17 protein-coding genes are annotated in these 19,158 nt (G+C 52.0%); 13 read left to right on the forward strand and 4 right to left on the reverse strand.

Going from position 1 to position 19,158, the window contains the following annotated elements; translation table 11 throughout:
- The first annotated feature begins 120 nt into the window (after nt 1-120).
- From PH256_RS08275 to PH256_RS08285, 3 genes are all read left to right on the forward strand, one after another.
- Nucleotides 121-1,101: a helix-turn-helix transcriptional regulator gene (locus tag PH256_RS08275; RefSeq protein WP_270913749.1), complete on the forward strand. Its 981-nt coding sequence runs from the start codon at nt 121-123 to the stop codon at nt 1,099-1,101.
- 157 nt (nt 1,102-1,258) lie between these two features.
- On the forward strand, nt 1,259-1,855 hold the full coding sequence (locus tag PH256_RS08280; RefSeq protein ID WP_270913751.1) for a LexA family protein: 597 nt from the start codon (nt 1,259-1,261) through the stop codon (nt 1,853-1,855).
- Nucleotides 1,856-2,695: 840 nt separating this feature from the next.
- Complete coding sequence (locus tag PH256_RS08285) at nt 2,696-2,986, forward strand: helix-turn-helix domain-containing protein (RefSeq protein WP_270913753.1); 291 nt, start codon at nt 2,696-2,698, stop codon at nt 2,984-2,986.
- 90 nt (nt 2,987-3,076) lie between these two features.
- On the opposite strand, the gene PH256_RS08290 is transcribed toward PH256_RS08285, so the two are convergent.
- Nucleotides 3,077-4,024, reverse strand: coding sequence for a hypothetical protein (locus PH256_RS08290; protein ID WP_270913754.1), 948 nt, complete (start codon nt 4,022-4,024; stop codon nt 3,077-3,079).
- Nucleotides 4,025-4,693: 669 nt separating this feature from the next.
- On the opposite strand from PH256_RS08290, the gene PH256_RS08295 reads away from it, so the two are divergent.
- From PH256_RS08295 to PH256_RS08330, 8 genes are all read left to right on the forward strand, one after another.
- Nucleotides 4,694-5,092, forward strand: a complete 399-nt coding sequence (locus tag PH256_RS08295; protein ID WP_270913755.1) for a type II toxin-antitoxin system PemK/MazF family toxin — start codon at nt 4,694-4,696, stop codon at nt 5,090-5,092.
- A gap of 48 nt (nt 5,093-5,140) precedes the next feature.
- Nucleotides 5,141-5,359: a helix-turn-helix domain-containing protein gene (locus tag PH256_RS08300; RefSeq protein WP_333766337.1), complete on the forward strand. Its 219-nt coding sequence runs from the start codon at nt 5,141-5,143 to the stop codon at nt 5,357-5,359.
- A 125-nt stretch (nt 5,360-5,484) separates the two neighbouring features.
- On the forward strand, nt 5,485-6,105 hold the full coding sequence (locus PH256_RS08305) for a helix-turn-helix domain-containing protein (RefSeq protein WP_270913756.1): 621 nt from the start codon (nt 5,485-5,487) through the stop codon (nt 6,103-6,105).
- Between the two features lie 14 nt (nt 6,106-6,119).
- Nucleotides 6,120-7,529 carry a tyrosine-type recombinase/integrase gene (locus PH256_RS08310; RefSeq protein ID WP_270913757.1) on the forward strand — a complete coding sequence of 470 codons (1,410 nt, stop codon included), beginning with the start codon at nt 6,120-6,122 and terminating at the stop codon, nt 7,527-7,529.
- Nucleotides 7,530-7,800: 271 nt separating this feature from the next.
- Nucleotides 7,801-8,649 carry a helix-turn-helix domain-containing protein gene (locus tag PH256_RS08315; RefSeq protein WP_270913758.1) on the forward strand — a complete coding sequence of 283 codons (849 nt, stop codon included), beginning with the start codon at nt 7,801-7,803 and terminating at the stop codon, nt 8,647-8,649.
- Nucleotides 8,650-10,059, forward strand: a complete 1,410-nt coding sequence (locus PH256_RS08320; RefSeq protein WP_270913759.1) for a site-specific integrase — start codon at nt 8,650-8,652, stop codon at nt 10,057-10,059. It begins immediately after the preceding gene.
- Nucleotides 10,060-10,687: 628 nt separating this feature from the next.
- Nucleotides 10,688-11,314, forward strand: coding sequence for a LexA family protein (locus tag PH256_RS08325; protein WP_270913760.1), 627 nt, complete (start codon nt 10,688-10,690; stop codon nt 11,312-11,314).
- A gap of 266 nt (nt 11,315-11,580) precedes the next feature.
- Nucleotides 11,581-12,240, forward strand: coding sequence for an HAD family hydrolase (locus tag PH256_RS08330; protein WP_270913762.1), 660 nt, complete (start codon nt 11,581-11,583; stop codon nt 12,238-12,240).
- Nucleotides 12,241-12,311: 71 nt separating this feature from the next.
- Here PH256_RS08330 and PH256_RS08335 read toward each other — a convergent pair whose 3' ends face one another.
- The 3 genes from PH256_RS08335 to PH256_RS08345 form a co-directional block, all read right to left on the reverse strand.
- Nucleotides 12,312-13,253: a diguanylate cyclase gene (locus tag PH256_RS08335; RefSeq protein WP_270913763.1), complete on the reverse strand. Its 942-nt coding sequence runs from the start codon at nt 13,251-13,253 to the stop codon at nt 12,312-12,314.
- Nucleotides 13,254-13,456: 203 nt separating this feature from the next.
- Nucleotides 13,457-14,566, reverse strand: a complete 1,110-nt coding sequence (locus PH256_RS08340) for an adenosylcobinamide amidohydrolase (protein ID WP_270913764.1) — start codon at nt 14,564-14,566, stop codon at nt 13,457-13,459.
- 87 nt (nt 14,567-14,653) lie between these two features.
- A complete protein-coding gene (locus tag PH256_RS08345) occupies nt 14,654-16,528 on the reverse strand; it encodes a DUF4914 family protein (protein WP_270913765.1) in 1,875 nt (624 codons plus the stop codon).
- Between the two features lie 477 nt (nt 16,529-17,005).
- Here PH256_RS08345 and PH256_RS08350 point away from each other — a divergent pair, with 477 nt between their 5' ends.
- Both PH256_RS08350 and PH256_RS08355 read left to right on the forward strand, forming a co-directional pair.
- Complete coding sequence (locus PH256_RS08350; protein WP_087184790.1) at nt 17,006-18,103, forward strand: glycerol dehydrogenase; 1,098 nt, start codon at nt 17,006-17,008, stop codon at nt 18,101-18,103.
- A gap of 177 nt (nt 18,104-18,280) precedes the next feature.
- The gene (locus PH256_RS08355) at nt 18,281-19,075 is read left to right on the forward strand and encodes a ZIP family metal transporter (protein WP_270913766.1); all 795 of its coding nucleotides are present in this window, start codon (nt 18,281-18,283) and stop codon (nt 19,073-19,075) included.
- Nucleotides 19,076-19,158 lie beyond the last annotated feature (83 nt).

Raw genomic sequence — 19,158 nt, forward strand, 5'->3', positions numbered from 1 at the left:
GTTAACTCATGTACAGTACGTGAATTAGTAAGGCGTCCAAATGCAATCTTCAGGCGAATAAAACAATATGTAGGGTCTTAATCGCAAGATCGGCGGATTGAACTATGATAGAGGTGAAGCATGGAAAACGGCACGAAATTTAGAATTCTATATCTATATCAGCATTTGGTCCGGAATACCGACGCAGAACACACATTATCGACGGCTGAACTGATGAAAATCCTCAAAGAAGAGTATTCGGTGAAGGTCTCCCGGAATACCATCAGTGATGATCTTGCTATGCTACACGATTGCGGCCTTCATATTGAGCACTACGAGTCTACGCAGAATAAGTATTATTATGATGGGCACATTTATGAGCTGCCGGAACTCAAGATTCTTGTGGATGCCATTTCGTCCTCCAAGTTCATCACACAGAGAAAGAGCGACGAACTGATAGCAAAGCTCCTCACGCTGACGAACTCTCAGAATGCCGCAAAGCTCCGCCGACATATTTACGTTACTGGTCGCGCAAAATCGGATAATGAAAACGGGTATTATATCGTTGACTCCATCAACACTGCTATTGACACAAAAAGGAAGATATCTTTTCGATACACGGATTTTGATGTGACAAAGCAGCGGTACATATCCAATGACGGAAAGCCGTATACGGTTAGTCCGTATACGTTGATCTGGGACGGAGATTACTACTATATGCGCGGCTTCTGCGATGAGCGGCAGGAAATGAGGAATTTCCGATTGGATCGTATTGCTGAGCAGCCCAGTATTCTCAACCAGATTGCAGTGATGCCGCCTGAAGAGTATAATCCTGCTGACTATAGCAAGCATGTTTTCCGTATGTATGATACCGATGAACCGATTACTGTGCAGCTATATTGCCACGTGTCGGTTATGAAGTATTTGATTGACAACTTTGGTGCTGATTTCGATGTAGAAGTCGCTGATGATGATCATTTCAAAGCAACGGTCAATGTATGTGCCAGCACTACCTTCTACAGCTGGGTCTTCGGATTTAACGGAAAGATCCGAATCGTCGGTCCGCAGCTGATCATAGAGAGCTATAAGAACATGTTGTCGAATGCAGTAAATTCGATATAGCCGAATTACTGCTCAAAATTTTACGCATCACTGTCTCATTAAACAAATAACCCCTTGTATTTCAGTACAAGGGGTTTTATAATGCAATTAATGAGACATCTTGAATCATTATGGTTTGAAAGGGGTTAAAGCCATGAGAGTTATGAGCAAAGAAACGATGGCCAACATCATTTCCTTTGTTGATGAGTACTTTTGCGACAGACATACCACCCCATCTGCTGGAGAAATTGCTCAGGGGGTTGGTATTCCTAGAGCTACAGCCTATCGCTATCTGGTCGAAATGGACAATCGTGGAATGATCGAATACGATGGAAAGTCTCGTACAATCACTACTCCAATGATCCGTAAATTTGCTCCTGCTTCCGCCCCCTGTCCGCTTGTCGGGAGTATCCCATGTGGAGCAGCACAGACAGAGGAGGAGAACGTCAGAGAATATATTAGCTTGCCGGTTTCTCTTTTCGGAAAGGGGAAGTTCTATATTCTGGAGGCTTCCGGTGATTCCATGGTTGATGTGGGGATTGATGATGGCGATTTGGTCGTCATCAGAATGGATTGCACGGCTGAGGTGGGAGACATTGTTGTTGCTCTTACCGAGGACAATGAAAGTACTTTGAAGGTGTTCGGCGGTGTTGATGAGAAAGCCGAAAGGGCAGTTCTTGAATATCGAAATCAGGAAAAGTATCCGGATCAGAAAATTTTTGTGAGACAGCTGGTTATCCAAGGGATAGCAAAGCATGTGATTAAGGCTTTGTGAGCAATCAATAGCGGAGGTGAGCACGAGATTATGAATACCTATGATGTAAAATGCCCGATATGCGGCACGATCAATTGTAGTCTATTTTTGGCAGAAACGGATGGTTGGATGGAGTGTGAAAGCTGTGGCCACACTACCAAATTTCAGTGGGAAGCGCAGACGGAGAAACCGATTCCGGTATTCGTAATCCGAAAGCTGCGGTCACAGACGGCACCTGCGAAATGAATAGATATAAGAAAAGAAAGGGGCTATATCATTGCGTAATGAAAATACTTCATGGCGCTCGAAACAAATCTATTGCCCCAACTGCCGCAAATTAGTCTCCGGCTATGAAGGCAAAGATGGTACTACACGAATGACCTGCGATCAATGTGGAGCCGTTATGATTAGAAAAGTGATGGGCCGTAGACATGAGCGGATTGATGTGTATGCACCATGTGGGCAAGAGCGCATTTGACAATTGAATGAGTTCGGCATAACGACGGAATGGTTGAGATGAAACAGACTGCGTAAATCCATCGCCAGGTCATATGCTGCGGAAATCGGTCAGTTAAACCAGATATACATGAGAGGCTGCCGACAAGACGGAAATACCCATTTCATGGGATTTCGGCCTTGCCGGTAGTCTCTTTTTTATTCCGACAAGGCTTTCGAAAACAAAATATCGAAAGCCTGACATGCATTAAGGGCTGAGGATACATATATTGCTGAATTTCTGATGTTCAGAAAAAGCAGTATCGGTACCCTTTCTTTAGTGCGCCCTTTTTCGGGGATGGTCAGGAACGTACTGCGAGCAATGGTATCCTTTGCTCTTCCGCTGCAGGCGGAAAGGAAAGCAGTATGTACTATTTTGATGCAACCGAATTTGCGACCCGCCTGAGCAATCTCCGCAAGGCGCAGGGAATGACACAGGAGGCAATGGCTGAAGCATTGAATATCAGCCTGGAGCACCTCAGCAAGATGGAACGGGGGAAAAGGAAACCTTCTATTGACCTGGTTGTGGCCATGGCCTGCTATTTCCATGTGAGTACGGATTATCTCCTCATGGGGAAGAACCACGATATGGTGGATAGCCGGACGAAGCTTTTGGATGTGGTAACACAGCTGACGGAGATTGCGAAAAGCATGTAGTAAAAGTGAATGCCAATATACAAAAATGTGTTTTCGATATTACCGTCTATGTCGTTGTCCAATAAGGAAGTTGAAAGTGAATAAAAGTTATTATTCTAACTGCTTTTTTGCGATATCTAAAGCATATTCGTCTATTGAAATCATTTTTACTGCGGGAAGACAATTGATTGTGTAATAGACAATCATACTAGAAAGAAAATCAGCTTTACAACTTATTGCTTTTGCTTTCAATTCAAAATCTGAAGATATATTTTCCAACCATTTTTGGGAAATGCTTTTCGGTAATTGAAACAAATATGTTTGATTGCCGGATTCAAGTATCCAGGGACTAGATGGTGTTTTCCAATATAATCTATAGAAATCAGAAAAATTGTTTCTTTCGCCTGAAATCTGGTACAAAAATAATAGTTGACCTGAATTAGTAACAGCAACCGCCATATGCTGCCCTATTTCGTTTGCAAAATCAATAATTTGATCTTCAGTAACTTGCTCTTTTTGCTCGATAAACCATTGGGGACGACGATGAAAATCAGCGGGTTGGTAACCGAGCAGTGTGCAAAAATCTTGCCAGAAAGGCATTTTGTTAAATTCTAATAAGGGAATTCGATGTGTTGCTGCGAATTCTTGAGCGGGGACAGTAAACCCATTGAAGGCAGCAACAGCCACTTGGTAGGAAAAACGATCGTAGTTATACGTAATTCCGTGTCGACGCTGATTTTGACGTCCTTGTAGTCTATTAATATCTACAATTTCAAAATGATTAATATCTTCCCGTAATCCCAACGCACTTCGAATAGTGTTCAAACCGACCTTTTGACGATAATCTTTGCATTCTATTAATAGCCTCGTGCGAGAGAAGAAAGGCGTTTGAACTGGGGGCTCTAACAAAACATCAGCGTTATGTGCCTCTCCTAATCCTTGAATCATTTGACCAGGAGCTCCATCGAAAACATACAAACCATCAGATTTTACGGGGGAGAAGCCAATATTGATAAGAATGTATTTGACGAACAGTTCATATGCTCTTCCGAGTTTCATGTTGACCTCCTTTTAAGGGATAGTATATGGATAATGCTCACAATAAAAAGTACTGTAGTTAAGAGTATTGTACTTCAAAAATAGCTGTCAGGAAAGTATATTTGTAAGGTTCCCGCTTTGCCGATGTTTTTTTGTTGTGTCTTCGACAGGCCATAGCCGCGCACAAGCCTGCCAATCCGTACAACCAGGGCGGGCAACCCGTACTGCCGGTACCTAAAGATTTTCGCTCAACCGGGATAAACTTGAACATGTAAGGAGCCAAGAAACTTCTTGCCGAGCACCTTGAAAAGTACATATCATTCTTCAGGCACAAACCTGTGATGAGGAGCCACATCAGCGGCGAAGCGCAACGATTGCCACCAGGCAGGAGCGCGAACCGGCCTGTAAGTATCGGATTGCTTCCGGTATATAGCGATGATCCATCACAGCATAATGATACTTCTGTACGCAGCTCGGTGAGTACCACGGAGGGGTGAGAGTCCCATGGATCTGGTAGCAGCCAGACGCCTGAATGTATTCCCGGCGGGCCGGAGCGTCTGCCAGTTCCCAGGGGCGTCGAGGACAAATGTGGGGATAACATAAAATTGAGATTTAGCCAACAGTGGCTTTATTGGGCGGGAAGCGATATCTCGCCCCTTTCCATATACAACCTTGAAGGAGGCGAATTACATGCTTAGAAACAATTGGAGTTACAGACGTGGGGATATTTATCTGGCGGATCTGGGTGAGCATCGCGGCCACATTCAGGGCGGCATTCGGCCTGTTATCAATATCCAGAACAACAGCGGCAGCTTCTTTGGGCCGACACTGATTGTTGTACCGCTCACAACGGAGCTGAAGAAACTGAAACAGCCGACGCACTATGTTTTGAACAAGCAGCATGGCCTGAACGAGCCGTCCATGAGTGTGGCAGAGCAAATCGTCACCATCAACAAGGGGCAGATCATCAAGTACCTGGGGCGCACAAATCAAAAGCACATGCAGCGCATCGATGAAAGCATCCGGGCGAGCCTGCATCTGGACCCCGAGGACCCGCTCCCCATTCCGGAAAGTGTGGAGTTTCCCTGATAAACACTGCGGGCAACCGCAATCCGAAGTGAAAGTGAGGAAATACATATGGAAAACACTGTAATCTATGAGAATCCTGTTGCCATTGAGGAGCCGGTCATCACCAAGATGTGCTATTCGATTGCGGAGGTGGAGCTGATCCTCGGGATCAGCCGCCCTTCCGTCATCAAGCTTCTGAAGCAGAATGAATTCAAATGGTTTAAGGTCGGAACGGTCTATCGAATTTCTAAGCCAAGCTTTGATGAATGGCTGAAGAACACCGTGTGACAGCCAAGAAAGTGACCGGATCGCTTTAGATGGCTTGGTATTCGCTGACAATTCAGAAGGAAATCCGTTATCTTTTAACCAGGTCCTGTGACCTAGTTAAAACTTTATAAGGAGGACATGAAGCGATGGAAAAGACCACCATGTCGGTTCCAGAAATGCAGCGCATGCTGGGACTGAAAAAGACAGATGCCTACTGGCTGGTACACAAGAAGGTGTTTGACACCATCCTCGTCGAAAAGAAAATGCGGGTTGTCCTTGCCAGCTTTGAAAAATGGTATGCAAATCAGCTCAGGCACTCGAAAGTAAACGGTCCGCCGCCCGGGGCCGAGTTGAGGGCATACTCCATTTCAGTAAAGGAAATGGCTGAGTTTCTCGGTGTTTCGGATGATGTGGCCTATGCAATCATTAAGCGAGACCAGATTGAGACCTTCGATGCGGAGCACCGGAAACGGATTCGCAAGGACGTTTTTGAAAAGTGGTATCAGGGCCAGAGCAAATACCGCACCGCTGAAAATCGGGAACGAGACAACGTGTCGGAAAAGCAGCCTCCGTTGATGGTTGTCCCGGACAAGCAGTCCTATGGTGTCCGGGAGACAGCCGTGCTTTTGAGGTGTACGGAACAGGTGATCCGAAGGATGATTCGGGCCGGGGAACTGGAAGCCGGAAAATACGGGAACCGCTATTTGATTGCAAGGTCTGAAATTGAGTGGTGGATTCTGCAGCAGAAGCTGGATACGGAAAGGTAAGGAGGTGGGGTGCAATGGCATCAATCGTACAACGAGGGAACAGCTACAATGTGGTTTATCTGTACGATGCAGAGGATGGAAAACGCAAGCAGAAATGGGAGAGCTTCAAAACGCTGGCAGATGCAAAACGGCGGAAGTCGGAGGTTGAGTACCGCCAGCAGATGGGGAGTATGGTGATTCCCAATTGCAAAACTGTCGAGGACCTGATGCGTGAATATGTTGCAATCTACGGAAAAAGTACCTGGTCGCTCTCCATGTATTCCAGTACCAACGCCCTGATGGATCACTATATACTTCCGTTGATCGGCTCCATGAAGCTGTCGGATATTACCGCCCGCGTGCTGGAGAAGTACTACATGCAGCTGCTTCAGACCCCGGCGGTTAGAAAGGTGACCGACAGGAAGTATACAAAAAAGAAAACGGAGTATGTCACTGCCGGTACGGTCAAAAGGGTTCACAACGTACTGCGCAGTGCTTTTCATCAGGCGGTAAAGTGGGAGCTGATGGAAAAGAATCCGGCAATCTATGCAACGGTTCCCAAGCCGGAGGTTCACAAAAGAGAAATCTGGGATGCTGAAACATTGTTCCATGCGCTGGAAGTGTGCGAGGATGAACAACTGAAGCTGGCAATCAATCTGGCGTTTGCCTGCTCGATGCGTGTGGGGGAGATCCTTGGTCTCACATGGGACTGCGTGGATATCTCGCCGGAGAGCATCCGAGCCGGTAAGGCGTTTGTCTATATCAATAAGGAGCTGCAGCGGGTGAGCAAAACGGCACTTTCGGTTCTGGACAAGAAGGATGTGCTTCGTGTGTTCCCAGATACCAGTGAAGCAAACAAGACCATCCTGGTTCTGAAAAAGCCGAAAACAGCCACCAGTACCCGCAAGGTATTTCTGCCGAAGACCGTTGCGGAAATGTTGGTGCAATGGAAGATTTCGCAGGATTTCACAAAGGAGGCCGTTGGCGGGGAATACAACGACTACGATCTGGTCGTGGCCAGTGCGTTTGGAACACCCGTTGAAAATTCCCGGATTACAGCGCTGTTCAAAGAGCTGATCGAGACAAATGGCCTTCCGAAGGTCGTGTTCCACAGCCTGCGTCATTCCAGCATTACATACAAGCTCAAACTGAACGGCGGCGATATCAAAGCTGTTCAGGGTGACTCCGGTCACGCAGTGGCAAGTATGGTTACCGACCAGTATTCACATATCCTGGATGATGACAGAAGAACCAATGCAGCACTCATTGAAGAAGCCTTCTACAGAGGGAAGAACCTCGTTCCCGGCGGAGAAAATGCCGAGCAGGAAAAAGGAGCTTGTGCTGAACAACAGCAATCTGTTCTGGACCCGGAGCTGCTGGCAAAGATACTGGCAAATCCGGAGATGGCGGCGCTGATTAATGCTCTGGCCAAAAGCCTGAATTAAAAAAGCAGCTCCATTGGGACTGCAAGCACAAAAATACATAGGGAGAGACAAGGCATCTGCCGTCCCGGCGGGTGACGAGTCTCTCCCTTTTCCTTTCCCGAATCTCTGAGCCGGAGGGCTTTTCCCGGGCATTTGTCAAGGATGTCAGGCGGGAAAACTTCACCCGGTGACATCCTAAAATAGTTCTAAAGCTTCTGTTATCCTCTTATTAGATCGATCGAACCTATTGGAATCGAAGGTGATTAAGATGAATAAGAGGGAGAAAAAGACGATGTCTGTGGTGGAAATGGGCCAGCGGTTGGGCTTGAGAAAAACAACAGCCTACTGGCTCGTGCACAAGGGATGCTTCAAGACTGTTCTTGTGCAAGGAATCATGCGGGTGGATATCGAAAGCTTTGAGCATTGGTATGCCAATCAGACTAAACACAGGAAGGTGGATGGAACGCCGCCCGGCGAGGCGCTGCGGGCATACTCCTACTCCGTTCAGGAAATCGCAGAGCTTCTTGCCGTTTCTGATTATGTGATTTATACCTTGATTCAGCGTCATCAGCTGGAGACTTTTGAGGTGGATACCCGAATGCGCGTTCGGAAGGATGTCTTTGAAAAATGGTACCAGTCGCAGACCAAGTACCGAACGGAAGAGGATCGTAAACGCGATGCAGAATTGGAGAGTTCTTCCATGACGATGCCGCAGATGGCCAGGCTGCTGGGAATTACCCGCGATGAAGTCTATTTGATTCTCGGAAAGAAAAGAAACAGAGGCGTCTTTGATATTGTCGTAGTAGGGGATAAAAAGCGCGTTACATATGAAAGCTTCGAAAATTGGTATCGCAATCAAAGTCGCTATCAGAAGGTGACCGGGAAAATCTCCGGACTTCAGGAGGAGCTGAAAAAGGCGGAGGATTCGGCCTGCAAGACTCTTCTTGATTCGGAACGCACCAGCTTCACGCCAAGTGAAGCCGCCATTCTGATTGGTGTACCGCAGCGGGACGTCTATCGCATGATAGAAGAGGGCATACTGGACAGCTTCACAATAGGGAAGATGATTCGCATTCGGCGCGCAAGCTTGGAGTGGTGGCTGTCGTATCAGGGCGAGGTTTTCAGAAGGGAGGAAAAATAAATGGCTTCATTGGTCAAACGCGGCAATCGCTATTGTGTCGTTTATACATATGAAACCGATGCCGGTGTGAAAAAGCAAAAATGGGAAAGCTTTGAGACGAAAACAGATGCGCTGCGTCGCAAAGCGGAAGTTGAATCTCGCAGGACGGCGGGCAGCGTCGTGGTTCCTCAATGCGAGACGATGAATGAGCTTTTGAAGGAATACATCGAAATGTATGGAAAGAATACATGGGCCCTTTCCACCTATACCGCGAATGTGCGGTTGATCAAAAGCTACATTCAACCCTATCTCGGGCAGATGAAGCTGAGGGATATCACCGCAAGGGCATTGGAAAAGTACTATCAGAAAATGCTGAGGACACAGGCCGTTCCCAAATGCACGGACAAAAAGTATAAGAAGGAAATTTCATATGTTACCACGAAAACGGTACGGCGAATACATAAGCTTCTCCACAGCTGCTTTGAACAGGCGGTTCGCTGGGATCTGATGCTCAGAAATCCGGCGGACTACGCTACGGTTCCCAAAACGAGCAAAGGGCAGCGTGACATCTGGACCGCAGATGTTTTGATGAAGGCTGTTGACCTCTGTGAGGACCCGAAACTGAAGCTGGCGATCAATCTGGCGTTTGCCTGCTCGCTTCGGCTTGGGGAATTGCTTGGCCTGACGTGGTCATGCATCGACATTTCGGAAGAGAGCATCCAGGAGGGAGTGGCGTATGTGTATGTGAACAAGGAGCTTCAGCGGGTGCAAAGAGATGCGCTTCAGCAATTGGAAGGCAAAGATGTTCTTTTTGAATTTCCGGTCATTTCAGAGAAAAACAGCACACAGCTTGTTTTGAAAAAGCCAAAGACAACAAGCAGCATTCGAAAGGTCTTTCTTCCGCGCACGGTTGCCGAGATGCTGGTGGATTGGAAAAAAGAGCAGGATGAGCTTCGGGAAGCTCTGGGGCCGGAGTACACGGACTATGATCTGGTGTTTGCCGGATATTACGGAATGCCCACCGAATCGTCCGCGGTTACGGCGGCGTTCCGAAAATTGATCAAGGAAAACGACCTGCCGAAAGTGGTTTTTCACAGTCTCCGGCATTCCAGCATTACCTACAAGCTGAAACTGAACGGCGGTGATATCAAAGCGGTGCAAGGGGATTCCGGACATGCACAGGCCAAGATGGTCACGGATCAGTATTCGCATATTCTGGACGATGACCGGAAGATGAATGCACAGCTGTTCGAGAAGGCTTTTTATCAGAAACCGGATACGGAAAAAGTCGATACAAAAGCAGCTTCCGCACCTGCCTCAGCTGCAAAGCAGGGTGATATTGCGGATAATGACAGGCAGCTCCTGGAGCGGCTCATGAGCGATGAATCCACCGCTGAGCTGCTGCTGGCTCTGGTGAAAAAGCTCACATAATTTGGCCTGTATTTTACATAGCCCACGGCACTTTTGAAAGAGGTGTCGTGGGCTTAAAATATCTAAAAAAGGTGATAGTTGGAAAACCTCACTATCGCCAAAATTAGAAATTGCTAAAAATCTGCTAATGAAAAAGGAGTTGAAAGGAATAAAATGCAGAAATACCCGTGACCACAAATGAAATCGGAACATGAAAAAAGCCAGTAAATACAAGGCTTTGCAGGCATACAGGCTTACACAGAATCACGAGTATGACAATGGATAGCGGTAGCTCCTAATCGAAAGGCCGTGGGTTTGATTTTTATTAGGGACACTGATTAATAAGCCAAAAATCATTGATGGATCAGAGATCTTGAATTCAATGGGGCACACAAACACTTTTGAATTACATGAAGGGAAAACTCGTTCTATAGAGTTCCGTCAGAAGCAATCTATGATTGAGATACTGATTTGTCTGTATATCAGTTTTGGGTGAAACAAGAGTGATTGACTGGCTTGCCCAAAATTTTGCGCACCTGTGTTCCATTATGCAAATTATCCCTTGATTCCCGGATTAAGGCGTTTTATGATGGGGTTACAGAAACAATGCGTATTAATATCGCAGAAAGGAAGCAGAGCCATGCGTGTTATGAGTCAAGAAACGATGGTCAATATCATTTCCTTTATCAATCAATACTTCTGCGACAGGCATACCATTCCTTCCATTGGAAAAATTGCGCAGGGCGTTGGTATTCCGAAATCGACTGCCTACCGCTACCTGGTCGAAATGGACAACCGTGGAATGATTGAGTACGATGGAAAAAATCGGACAATCAGCACACCGATGATCCGAAAATTTGCTCCCGCCTCTTCTCTTGGTCTACTTGTCGGGTCCACTACGCGCCGAGCGGCACAGACAGAGACGGAACATGTCAGAGAATATATCAGCCTTCCGATTTCTCTTTTCGGGAAGGGTGAGTTCTTTATTCTGGAGACTTCCGATGATTCCATGGTTGATGCGGGCATTGCTCCTGGAGATTTGGTTGTGGTCCGAACGGATTGTACCGCTGAGGTTGGAGACATTGTTGCTGCTCTCACCGGGGACGATGAGAGTACTCTAAAGGTGTTCGGCGGCACTGATGAGGAGACGAAGAAGGTAATCCTTGAATATCGGAATCAGGCAAAGTATCCGAATCAGAAGATTTTCGCGAGCCAGCTGATCGTTCGTGGCATAGCAAAATATGTGGTTAAGGCACTGGAGCAGGAATTGGAATGACAAACAAAATAGAGCGCGGTTCGCAAAGACAAAAACGGGCTGTTCTCTGTTTTTTCAAAGGCCTGTGGGCTGCGCTCAGAGCGGCACGGGGTTTTGTGCTGCACGGTCCATCTGTCCGGCAGAATTCAGAAAACACATTTTGAGAATTGGTCAAAAAATAGAATTGCGTTTCTGCTGCAGAGAGGTCCGGAAACGCCGGTTGCCAATCCATGAGAAATGGGGTAGAATAGAGGCTGCAAAATAACCGCAAGGAAGGAACTTCTTTTATGATAAAAGCAGTCATTTTTGATATGGACGGCCTGATGTTTGATACCGAGCGCCTGTGGGATACCCTGTGGGAGCCCACCTGCCGGGCACTGGGTCTGGAGATGCCGCAGGATCTGGAGGCCTTTTTCACCGGTGGCCGCGGGCTGGCGGGAGTGAAGCTGAACGAGCACATTCAGAAATTCTTCCTCCAGGCAGATCCTCAGGTGATTGTGGAAAAGATCTGGGAGCTGGCAGAGCAGCGGTTTGCCCAGGGGGTACCCTGCAAGCCGGGCCTTGCCGAGCTGCTGGAAACTCTGGAGGAGAAAAAGCTGCCCCGCATCGTGGCAAGCTCCAGCCCTCGTGCATTGATCCTGAAAAACCTGGAAACCACCGGTATGGCCCGGTATTTTGACCAGGTGGTCTGCGGTGCGGATGTGCGCCACAGCAAGCCCGCGCCGGATATCTTCCTGGAGGCGGCCCGCCGCCTGGGTGTGGACATCCGGGACTGCCTGGTGCTGGAGGACAGCTTCAACGGTGTGCGCGCGGGCCACGCAGCCGGAGCGGTCACCGTGATGGTGCCGGACATTGCTCAGCCCGACGAGGAGATCCGGGCGCTGTACAACCGCTGCTGCAAGGATCTGTTTGAGGTCCGCCAGCTGCTGCTGGATAGCCAGCTGTAAAACATAAAAAAGCCGCCCTGCCGGAAATTCCCGGCAGGGCGGTGTTTTTTGTATGGAATGGTGAGAGGGCTTTACAGGATGCTGCCCCGGTTTTTGCCCTGGGCTTTGGCCTGATACAGAGCCCGGTCTGCCCGCTTGAAGGCGCTCTCCAGGCAGTCGTCGCTGTGGATGGGGGTACCGCCGATGGAGATACCGGTCCAGGCGGGCTCCTCGCCGGAGACTTCTGCGGTGCGAGCCAGCAGCCGCCGCATCAGGTCCTGGGCATTCTGCTCCGAGCCCAGCCCGCAGCAGACCAGCACAAATTCGTCGCCGCCCATACGGCAGACCAGATCGTGGGAGCGCATCGTGGACACCAGCAGCTCGGAAAGCCGCTTGAGCATGTGATTGCCTGCCAGATGACCGTGAGTATCGTTGATGGCCTTGAAATCATCCATATCCACCACGAAAATCCAGGCGCCGTGCTTGTCCAGATCGGTGTAAAAACTCTGCAGGGTGCTGAAGTTGATCAGACCGGTCAGACTGTCCCGCTGGGCAAGACGGGTCAGATATTCAATGGTCTCCTGAGAACGCTCAATCTGCTGGGTAAGGGTGCGGGGATAATATTCCCCCTCCATCTGTTCGGGATTGGGGATAGACTGATGCAGGTGCAGGATTTTCCATTTCCCGTCCACCTTTTTATAAAGGATGGTGAAGCGGCTATCCATATTTACACGGACTGAGCTGTCCTCGCTTTCGCCCAGAATGCATAACCCGCCGTAGACCAGGCTGCACTGAGCGTCCACCACCTGTTCGGTGCACCAGAAATCCCGAAAATGGAACCGGATGCTGCCGCGATCCGCCAGGTCTGACTGCATCGCGCGGGAAAACTGCTCCAGGTCCCGGTAGAGCTCATGCTTGCCGGTGCCGATGATCGAGCAGTCCGGGGCAAAGCTGGTCAGCCCGTCGAAGGTGCCTGTATTGCAATTGGCCAGATAAGCCGCCCAGATTTCTTTTGTGCGCTGGCAAAGGTCCATGAAGTCCTCCTTGTTTTTGTCCGAAACGAAGAGATTCGGCTGTTTATAAAAGGAAAAAGTCGTACTACGATTGCCCGGTGTTTGAAAAGAATATCATATCGAAAAACACCTGTCAATAAAACAGATGGGAAAAAACGGCAAAGAAAGAAAAGCGAAGGATGACAACGCTTTTGCACGGCCGTTTTCCCCTGTTGCAGCGGCTTTTAAGAAGCGGGATAAAGCCGTTCCTGCTCCCGAAGATGTGCCAGGAGCAGCCCGGCGAGAAAATGCTCCAGCCGCAGCTCCAGAGGCTGGGACGCATCCGGAGCAGATGCTTCAAACTGAAAATGCATGGCCAGCTCGTTCAGCAAGTGGTCGGCCCAGTCGTTAGCCTGAGCCGGAGTGAACAGACCGGTTTGCAGCTGGTCCGCCAGATGCAGATACAACGCAACAGTGCTCACGGCAAAGGCGTCCCGGTCCAGCTTGGCCAGCGCCCGGCGGAAAGCGGTTTCGCCGCCAGGCAGCTCCCCGGGGCAGCGCACCCGCAGGCTTTCGGCGGTGATGCCGAATCGCTGCAGCCGCCGCAGCAAGCTTCTCTGGAAATCCGGGCACAGACCGGTCTGCCGCATCAGGGCTTCCGCCACCGCCTGGCTCACTGCCTGGGCTGCAAGCTCACCGAATTTGAAGTGCTTGCCTGCGTTCAAAAGGCAGGGCGAAGTACCGGAATCGTCACAAACGATCACTAGGCCGTCGGTACCGGTGCCGGTAGCCAGCCTGGCCGAGGCGCTGCTGCCCTGCATCAGGTCCCGCAGCACAGCGGTTTTGGCCTCGGTGGCGGTGAGCGCCAGTTCCACCATGGCTCCGGGAGAAAAGGACTGGCCGGTGATGAGAAAGATGTTAATGGTGCCAGCGGGAACGGCGCAGGGTTTGCCGGCTTGCTCGGTGAGAGTGGCAGGGTCCCCGGCGCACAGGGCGTTCACATCTGCCCCGGCGGAGACTGCTGCCGTGACCCAAAGCTCCTGCCATTGACGGGTAACCAGAACCATGTTGTCCAGATTCACGGCGGTGTCCAGCCCGGTGGTGTGCTCCGGGTCCAGGCCCAGGCGCCGGGCAACTGCTCGCTGGTGCTCCAGCAGGGTGTCGCCCTCCATGGGGCGGCAGACCCCGGCAGGGCCGCAGTCGCTGTAATTGAACACGGCGGTCAGGTCCCGGCGCAGCCCGCCGCCGTTGGCAGCGGTGGAAAGTACCGCCCGGGGACCGGAAAAGGTGAGAATTGCGGCCTGCCCGGTGCAGTCGAGCCGGTCGCCGTTCAAAAGGGAAAAGCAGCGCTTCATAAGTTTCCTCCGGAAAGCGGGGCAAACCCGTTTGGGATGCAAAAGGCCTCCCGGTCAGCGGCCGGGAGGTCTTGTTTGGCAGAGTGTTTATTTCAGGCCCAGGGGAGTGATGGCGCAGTAGTCTTCGATGCTGCCGCGCTTTTTGAAGCACTCCAGGATCTGCTTGCCTACCGGGTGCAGCTCCTCCACGTCGAAGGCCTCCAGCTCTTTGGCGAAGAAGTCGTACAGGATCTGGGCGCCCTTCTCGTAGCCCTCCATGCCCATCTGCTCCTGGGTTTCGGGATGCAGGAAGGCGGAACGGATGTCCTGGCCGTCCACCTTCATCTCCTTCATGCAGTAGCCCAGCAGGGCGCAGGGAGCGGGGGACAGGCGGTCCATCTTCATGTTGACGCCGCCGCGGCGGGCCAGATACTCACGGCTGATCCACTCGGCCGCGAAACCGATGCGGTATACGCCGATGTGCTGGTTGGGAATCAGCACGTACTTGGTGTTGGGGCAGGCCAGAATCTGCTCCAGCAGCAGGTTTGCCTGACGTACCCGCAGGCCGGTGGCGAAGGGCCAGTAGGAGCCCACACCCTCGCTGGCCAGAGGTGCGTTGCCGCTGATGCTGGGGTTCTTGAAGCCGCGGGGGGCAACCAGACGCCACAGCCAGGCCAGAGCGGGCGGGATGATGTGCATCAGACCCATAATGCCGTAGTCCGGATGAGCGGCGCTGGAGGGCGGCATACGTACGCCGAAGCTGCGCACGTCCACTTCCACCGGCTTATCCACGATGTTGTCCACCATTCTGCGGGGAACGATCACACGGGGGTTGGGGCAGGGCTTGCCGGTGGAGTCCATGGTGTGCTCCCACACCAGGCAGGTGGAACCGGGCACGCCCTGGATGTTGAAGAACACCAGAGGCTTTTTGCTGTGGATGGTGATGCGCTCGTACATGGGGTCCGAGCCGTATTCGGTGATGCCGTCCACACGCAAAAACCAGCCGTCCTCGCCGTCGTACAGGGCCAGCTTTCCGCTGCCGGTCTGGAAGGAGGGATGGCAGATGGCCATGTCATCGGTGACCGGGTAGATGGTACAGGTATCGCTCATGTGCAGGTAGTCGCGGTCGCCGCTCTCCAGGTTGGTGCCCAGCAGCACGCGGCCGTCCGGCACACGGTGCACATCCTGCAGCAGCTCGCTCTTGCCGCCGCCGGAAGCGCCCTCGTGCATCATGACCATCTCGTTCTCGTAGGGGGTCACGATCTTGGCGGCGGAGGCGTGGGCGGTAACCCAGCCCTCCTGCTCGCCGATGTCCAGCAGAACGCTGTAGATGCCCTTCTTGGCAGAGGGACCGGGGTACAGGTTATAGGCAAAGACCTCGTGACGGTCGTCCAGCCGGTTGTGCACGCACACCTGCTTGCCGTCAAAGTGGGTGTGGCGGAAGGGAGGAGCCACATACACGATGGCACGGGGCTTGAAGTTGTGGATGTCCTTGGCGCAGACGAAGGCCTGCAGCTGGGACAGGGCAAACGCAAAGAAAGCTGCGTTACGGGGGCAGACCAGCAGAGCCTGGTAGCCGTATTCGTAGCCGCCGGCCATGAAGGGAACCAGAATCAGCTCCTGACGGGCCAGCCACTTGTAAGTATCCACCTTCAGAGTGTTGAAGTCGTAGCCGTACACATCCTTGAAGCGGGGCTTGTCGGTGGGCTTGTCGTCACCGATGCGCATGCAGTCCGGGTCGCGGCGGCGCATGTAGTCCTCCACGTAGTTGACCACGGCGCCGTTTTTGCAGCGCACCACGTCGGCCTCCTTCACAAGAGTGCCGTTCACGTCGTAGGAAACATCGATCTGTTTGGTGCTGCCGTTGCCGAAGATCAGATCATACAGCATCTCCTCCGTTTTGGGGATGATGATGCAGGGGCTGTTGTTCAAAATCATTTCCAAATCGCGCGGAAGCACGAATTCTTCCAGTAATACATTCATGCGTATCTCGAACCCCTCTCTTGTTTCATTCCGGTTCGTTAAAAAACCTATAATAATAGGGTAACAAATAAAAAGATAACTTGTCAACCAAAGGCAAAAGCGGAGGGCGCGGGTGCACTTTGCTAAAATAGCCTGGAAAAGCCCTTCACCGGCCACTTTTTTGCCGCATGCCCCTATTATACTATGAAAATGTTTGATAATTTATGAATAAAGCTTTAATTTCGTAAAAAAATGCGGCATTATCTGGCGAAGCATTTAAAAAACAAAAGGTGAAATGAGAAAAGCCATACTTTTGGAAAGGATGAAGAAAATGCAGGACAGGGACGCAAAAAGCCTGCAGAAGGCAGAATACATAAAATTCAGGTGTTCTTTTTTTAACGATTGCCAGTAGAATTCGTTCGAAAAACAGTGGTATAATGGCTCAAGAAAGTTTTTTGCGCGGGAAAAGCCTGCGCAACCGAAAAGGAGAGAGTGACTATGGCAAACGTGATCGGCAGCCCCTCCCGCTACGTGCAGGGGCGCGGAGAATTGGCTCATCTGTATGAGCACTGCGAGAAATACGGCAAGGACCTGTTCGTGCTGGTAAGTGCGTCTGGTAAAAAACGCGTGGAGGCGAAGATCGCCCAGAGCGTAGAGGGTACCGGCGCCAAGGTGGTGTACGAGACCTTCAACGGCGAGTGCAGCCAGAAGGAGATCGACCGTGTGGTCGAGGCCTTCAAGGCCTCCGGCTGCAGCGTGGTGGTCGGCATCGGCGGCGGCAAGATCCATGATACCGCCAAGGCGGCCGCTTACTATGCAGGCGCTCCGGTGGTCATCGTGCCCACCATCGCCTCCACCGACGCACCCTGCAGCGCGCTGTCTGTGATTTACACCGATGAGGGTGTATTTGACCGCTACCTGTTCCTGCCCGCCAACCCCACCGTGGTCCTGGTGGACACCGACATTGTTGCCGCGGCTCCCGCCCGCCTGCTGGTATCCGGCATGGGCGATGCGCTGGCCACCTACTTTGAGGCCCGGGCCTGCCAGGCCTCCGGTGCGTCCAACTGCGTGGGCGGCAAGGTGACCCTGGCTGCCATGAGCCTGGCCCGCCTGTGCTACGAGACCCTGCTGGCCGACGGCCTGAAGGCCAAGCTGGCGGTGGAGCGCCACGTTTGCACCAAGGCGGTGGAGAACGTGATCGAGGCCAACACCTATCTGTCCGGCGTGGGCTTTGAGAGCGGCGGCCTGGCAGGTGCGCACGCCATCCATAACGGCCTGACCGCCATCCCCGAGACCCACAGCCTGTACCACGGCGAGAAGGTGGCCTTCGGTACCCTGGTTCAGCTGGTGCTGGAGAACGCTCCCCTGGAGGAGCTGGAAGAGGTGCTGGAGTTCTGCACCGAGGTGGGCCTGCCCACCACCCTGGCCGACCTGGGCGTGGAGAATCCCACCCAGGAGCAGCTGATGGAGGTTGCCAAGCTGGCCTGTGCCGATGCGGACACCCTGCACAACATGCCCTTCCCGGTGGATGCCGACAGCGTGTATGCGGCCATTCTGGCGGCAGACGAGCTGGGCAAGTACTACACCGACTGCTGAGTTTATCCGAAAAGCGGCTTCCCTGCCAATGCGGGGAGGCCGCTTTTTTGTTCCGCTTTGGCCGGTAGCGTAAAACAGAAGTGCAACAAAGTCACTTGACAAGTGAGAATGATTCTTATATACTTCGTTCAAAGGAAGCATACAGCGGGCATTGCTGCCCGCGGAACGGAGGAAACAATGACGAAAGCGTTGCTTTGGGCGGCGTTGGGCACAGGTGTCACCTTCGGCATGACCAGTTTGGGTTCGGCCATGGTGTTCCTGCTGCGGAAAAAGACCAGCGAGGGGATGCAGCGGATCTTTCTGGGCTTTGCGGCCGGTGTAATGATCGCGGCCTCGGTGTGGAGCCTGCTGATCCCGGCCATTGAGCAGGCCGAGGCAGCGGGCCAGATCAGCTGGATTCCGGCGGCGGGTGGTTTTGTGCTGGGCGTGGCCTTTCTGATGCTGATGGACGGGCTGCTGCCCCATTTGCATGCGGGTTCGGACCAGCCGGAGGGCCTGCACGCCAACTGGCGGCGTACCACCCTGCTGGTGCTGGCGGTGACGCTGCACAACATTCCCGAGGGCATGGCGGTGGGCCTGTCCTTTGCGCTGGCGGCCCAGCAGAGCGGGGCCGAGGCCGCACTCACCGGGGCTATGGCGCTGGCCATCGGCATCGGCATTCAGAACTTCCCCGAGGGTGCGGCTATCTCGCTACCCCTGCACCAGGAGGGGATGAGCCGGGGCAAGGCGTTTTTGTACGGCAGTGCTTCCGGTGTGGTGGAGCCCATCTTCGGCATCCTGGTGGTGCTGCTGTCCGGCTTTATCGGGCCCTTCATGCCCTGGCTGCTGGCCTTTGCGGCAGGCGCCATGATCTATGTGGTGGTGGAGGAGCTGATCCCCCAGGCCCATCTGGGCGAGCACTCCAACGTGGGCACCCTGGGCGTAATGGCCGGTTTTCTGGTGATGATGATCCTGGACGTGGCGCTGGGATAAACAAAACGGAGCGATGGATTTCATCGCTCCGTTTTTTCATGCGCTGAGGGGTGCCGCTGCGCAGCTGTTCGCAGACCTCCAGC

It is taken from the genome of Allofournierella sp. CML151 (assembly GCF_027853465.1).
GTDB lineage: Bacteria > Bacillota > Clostridia > Oscillospirales > Ruminococcaceae > Allofournierella.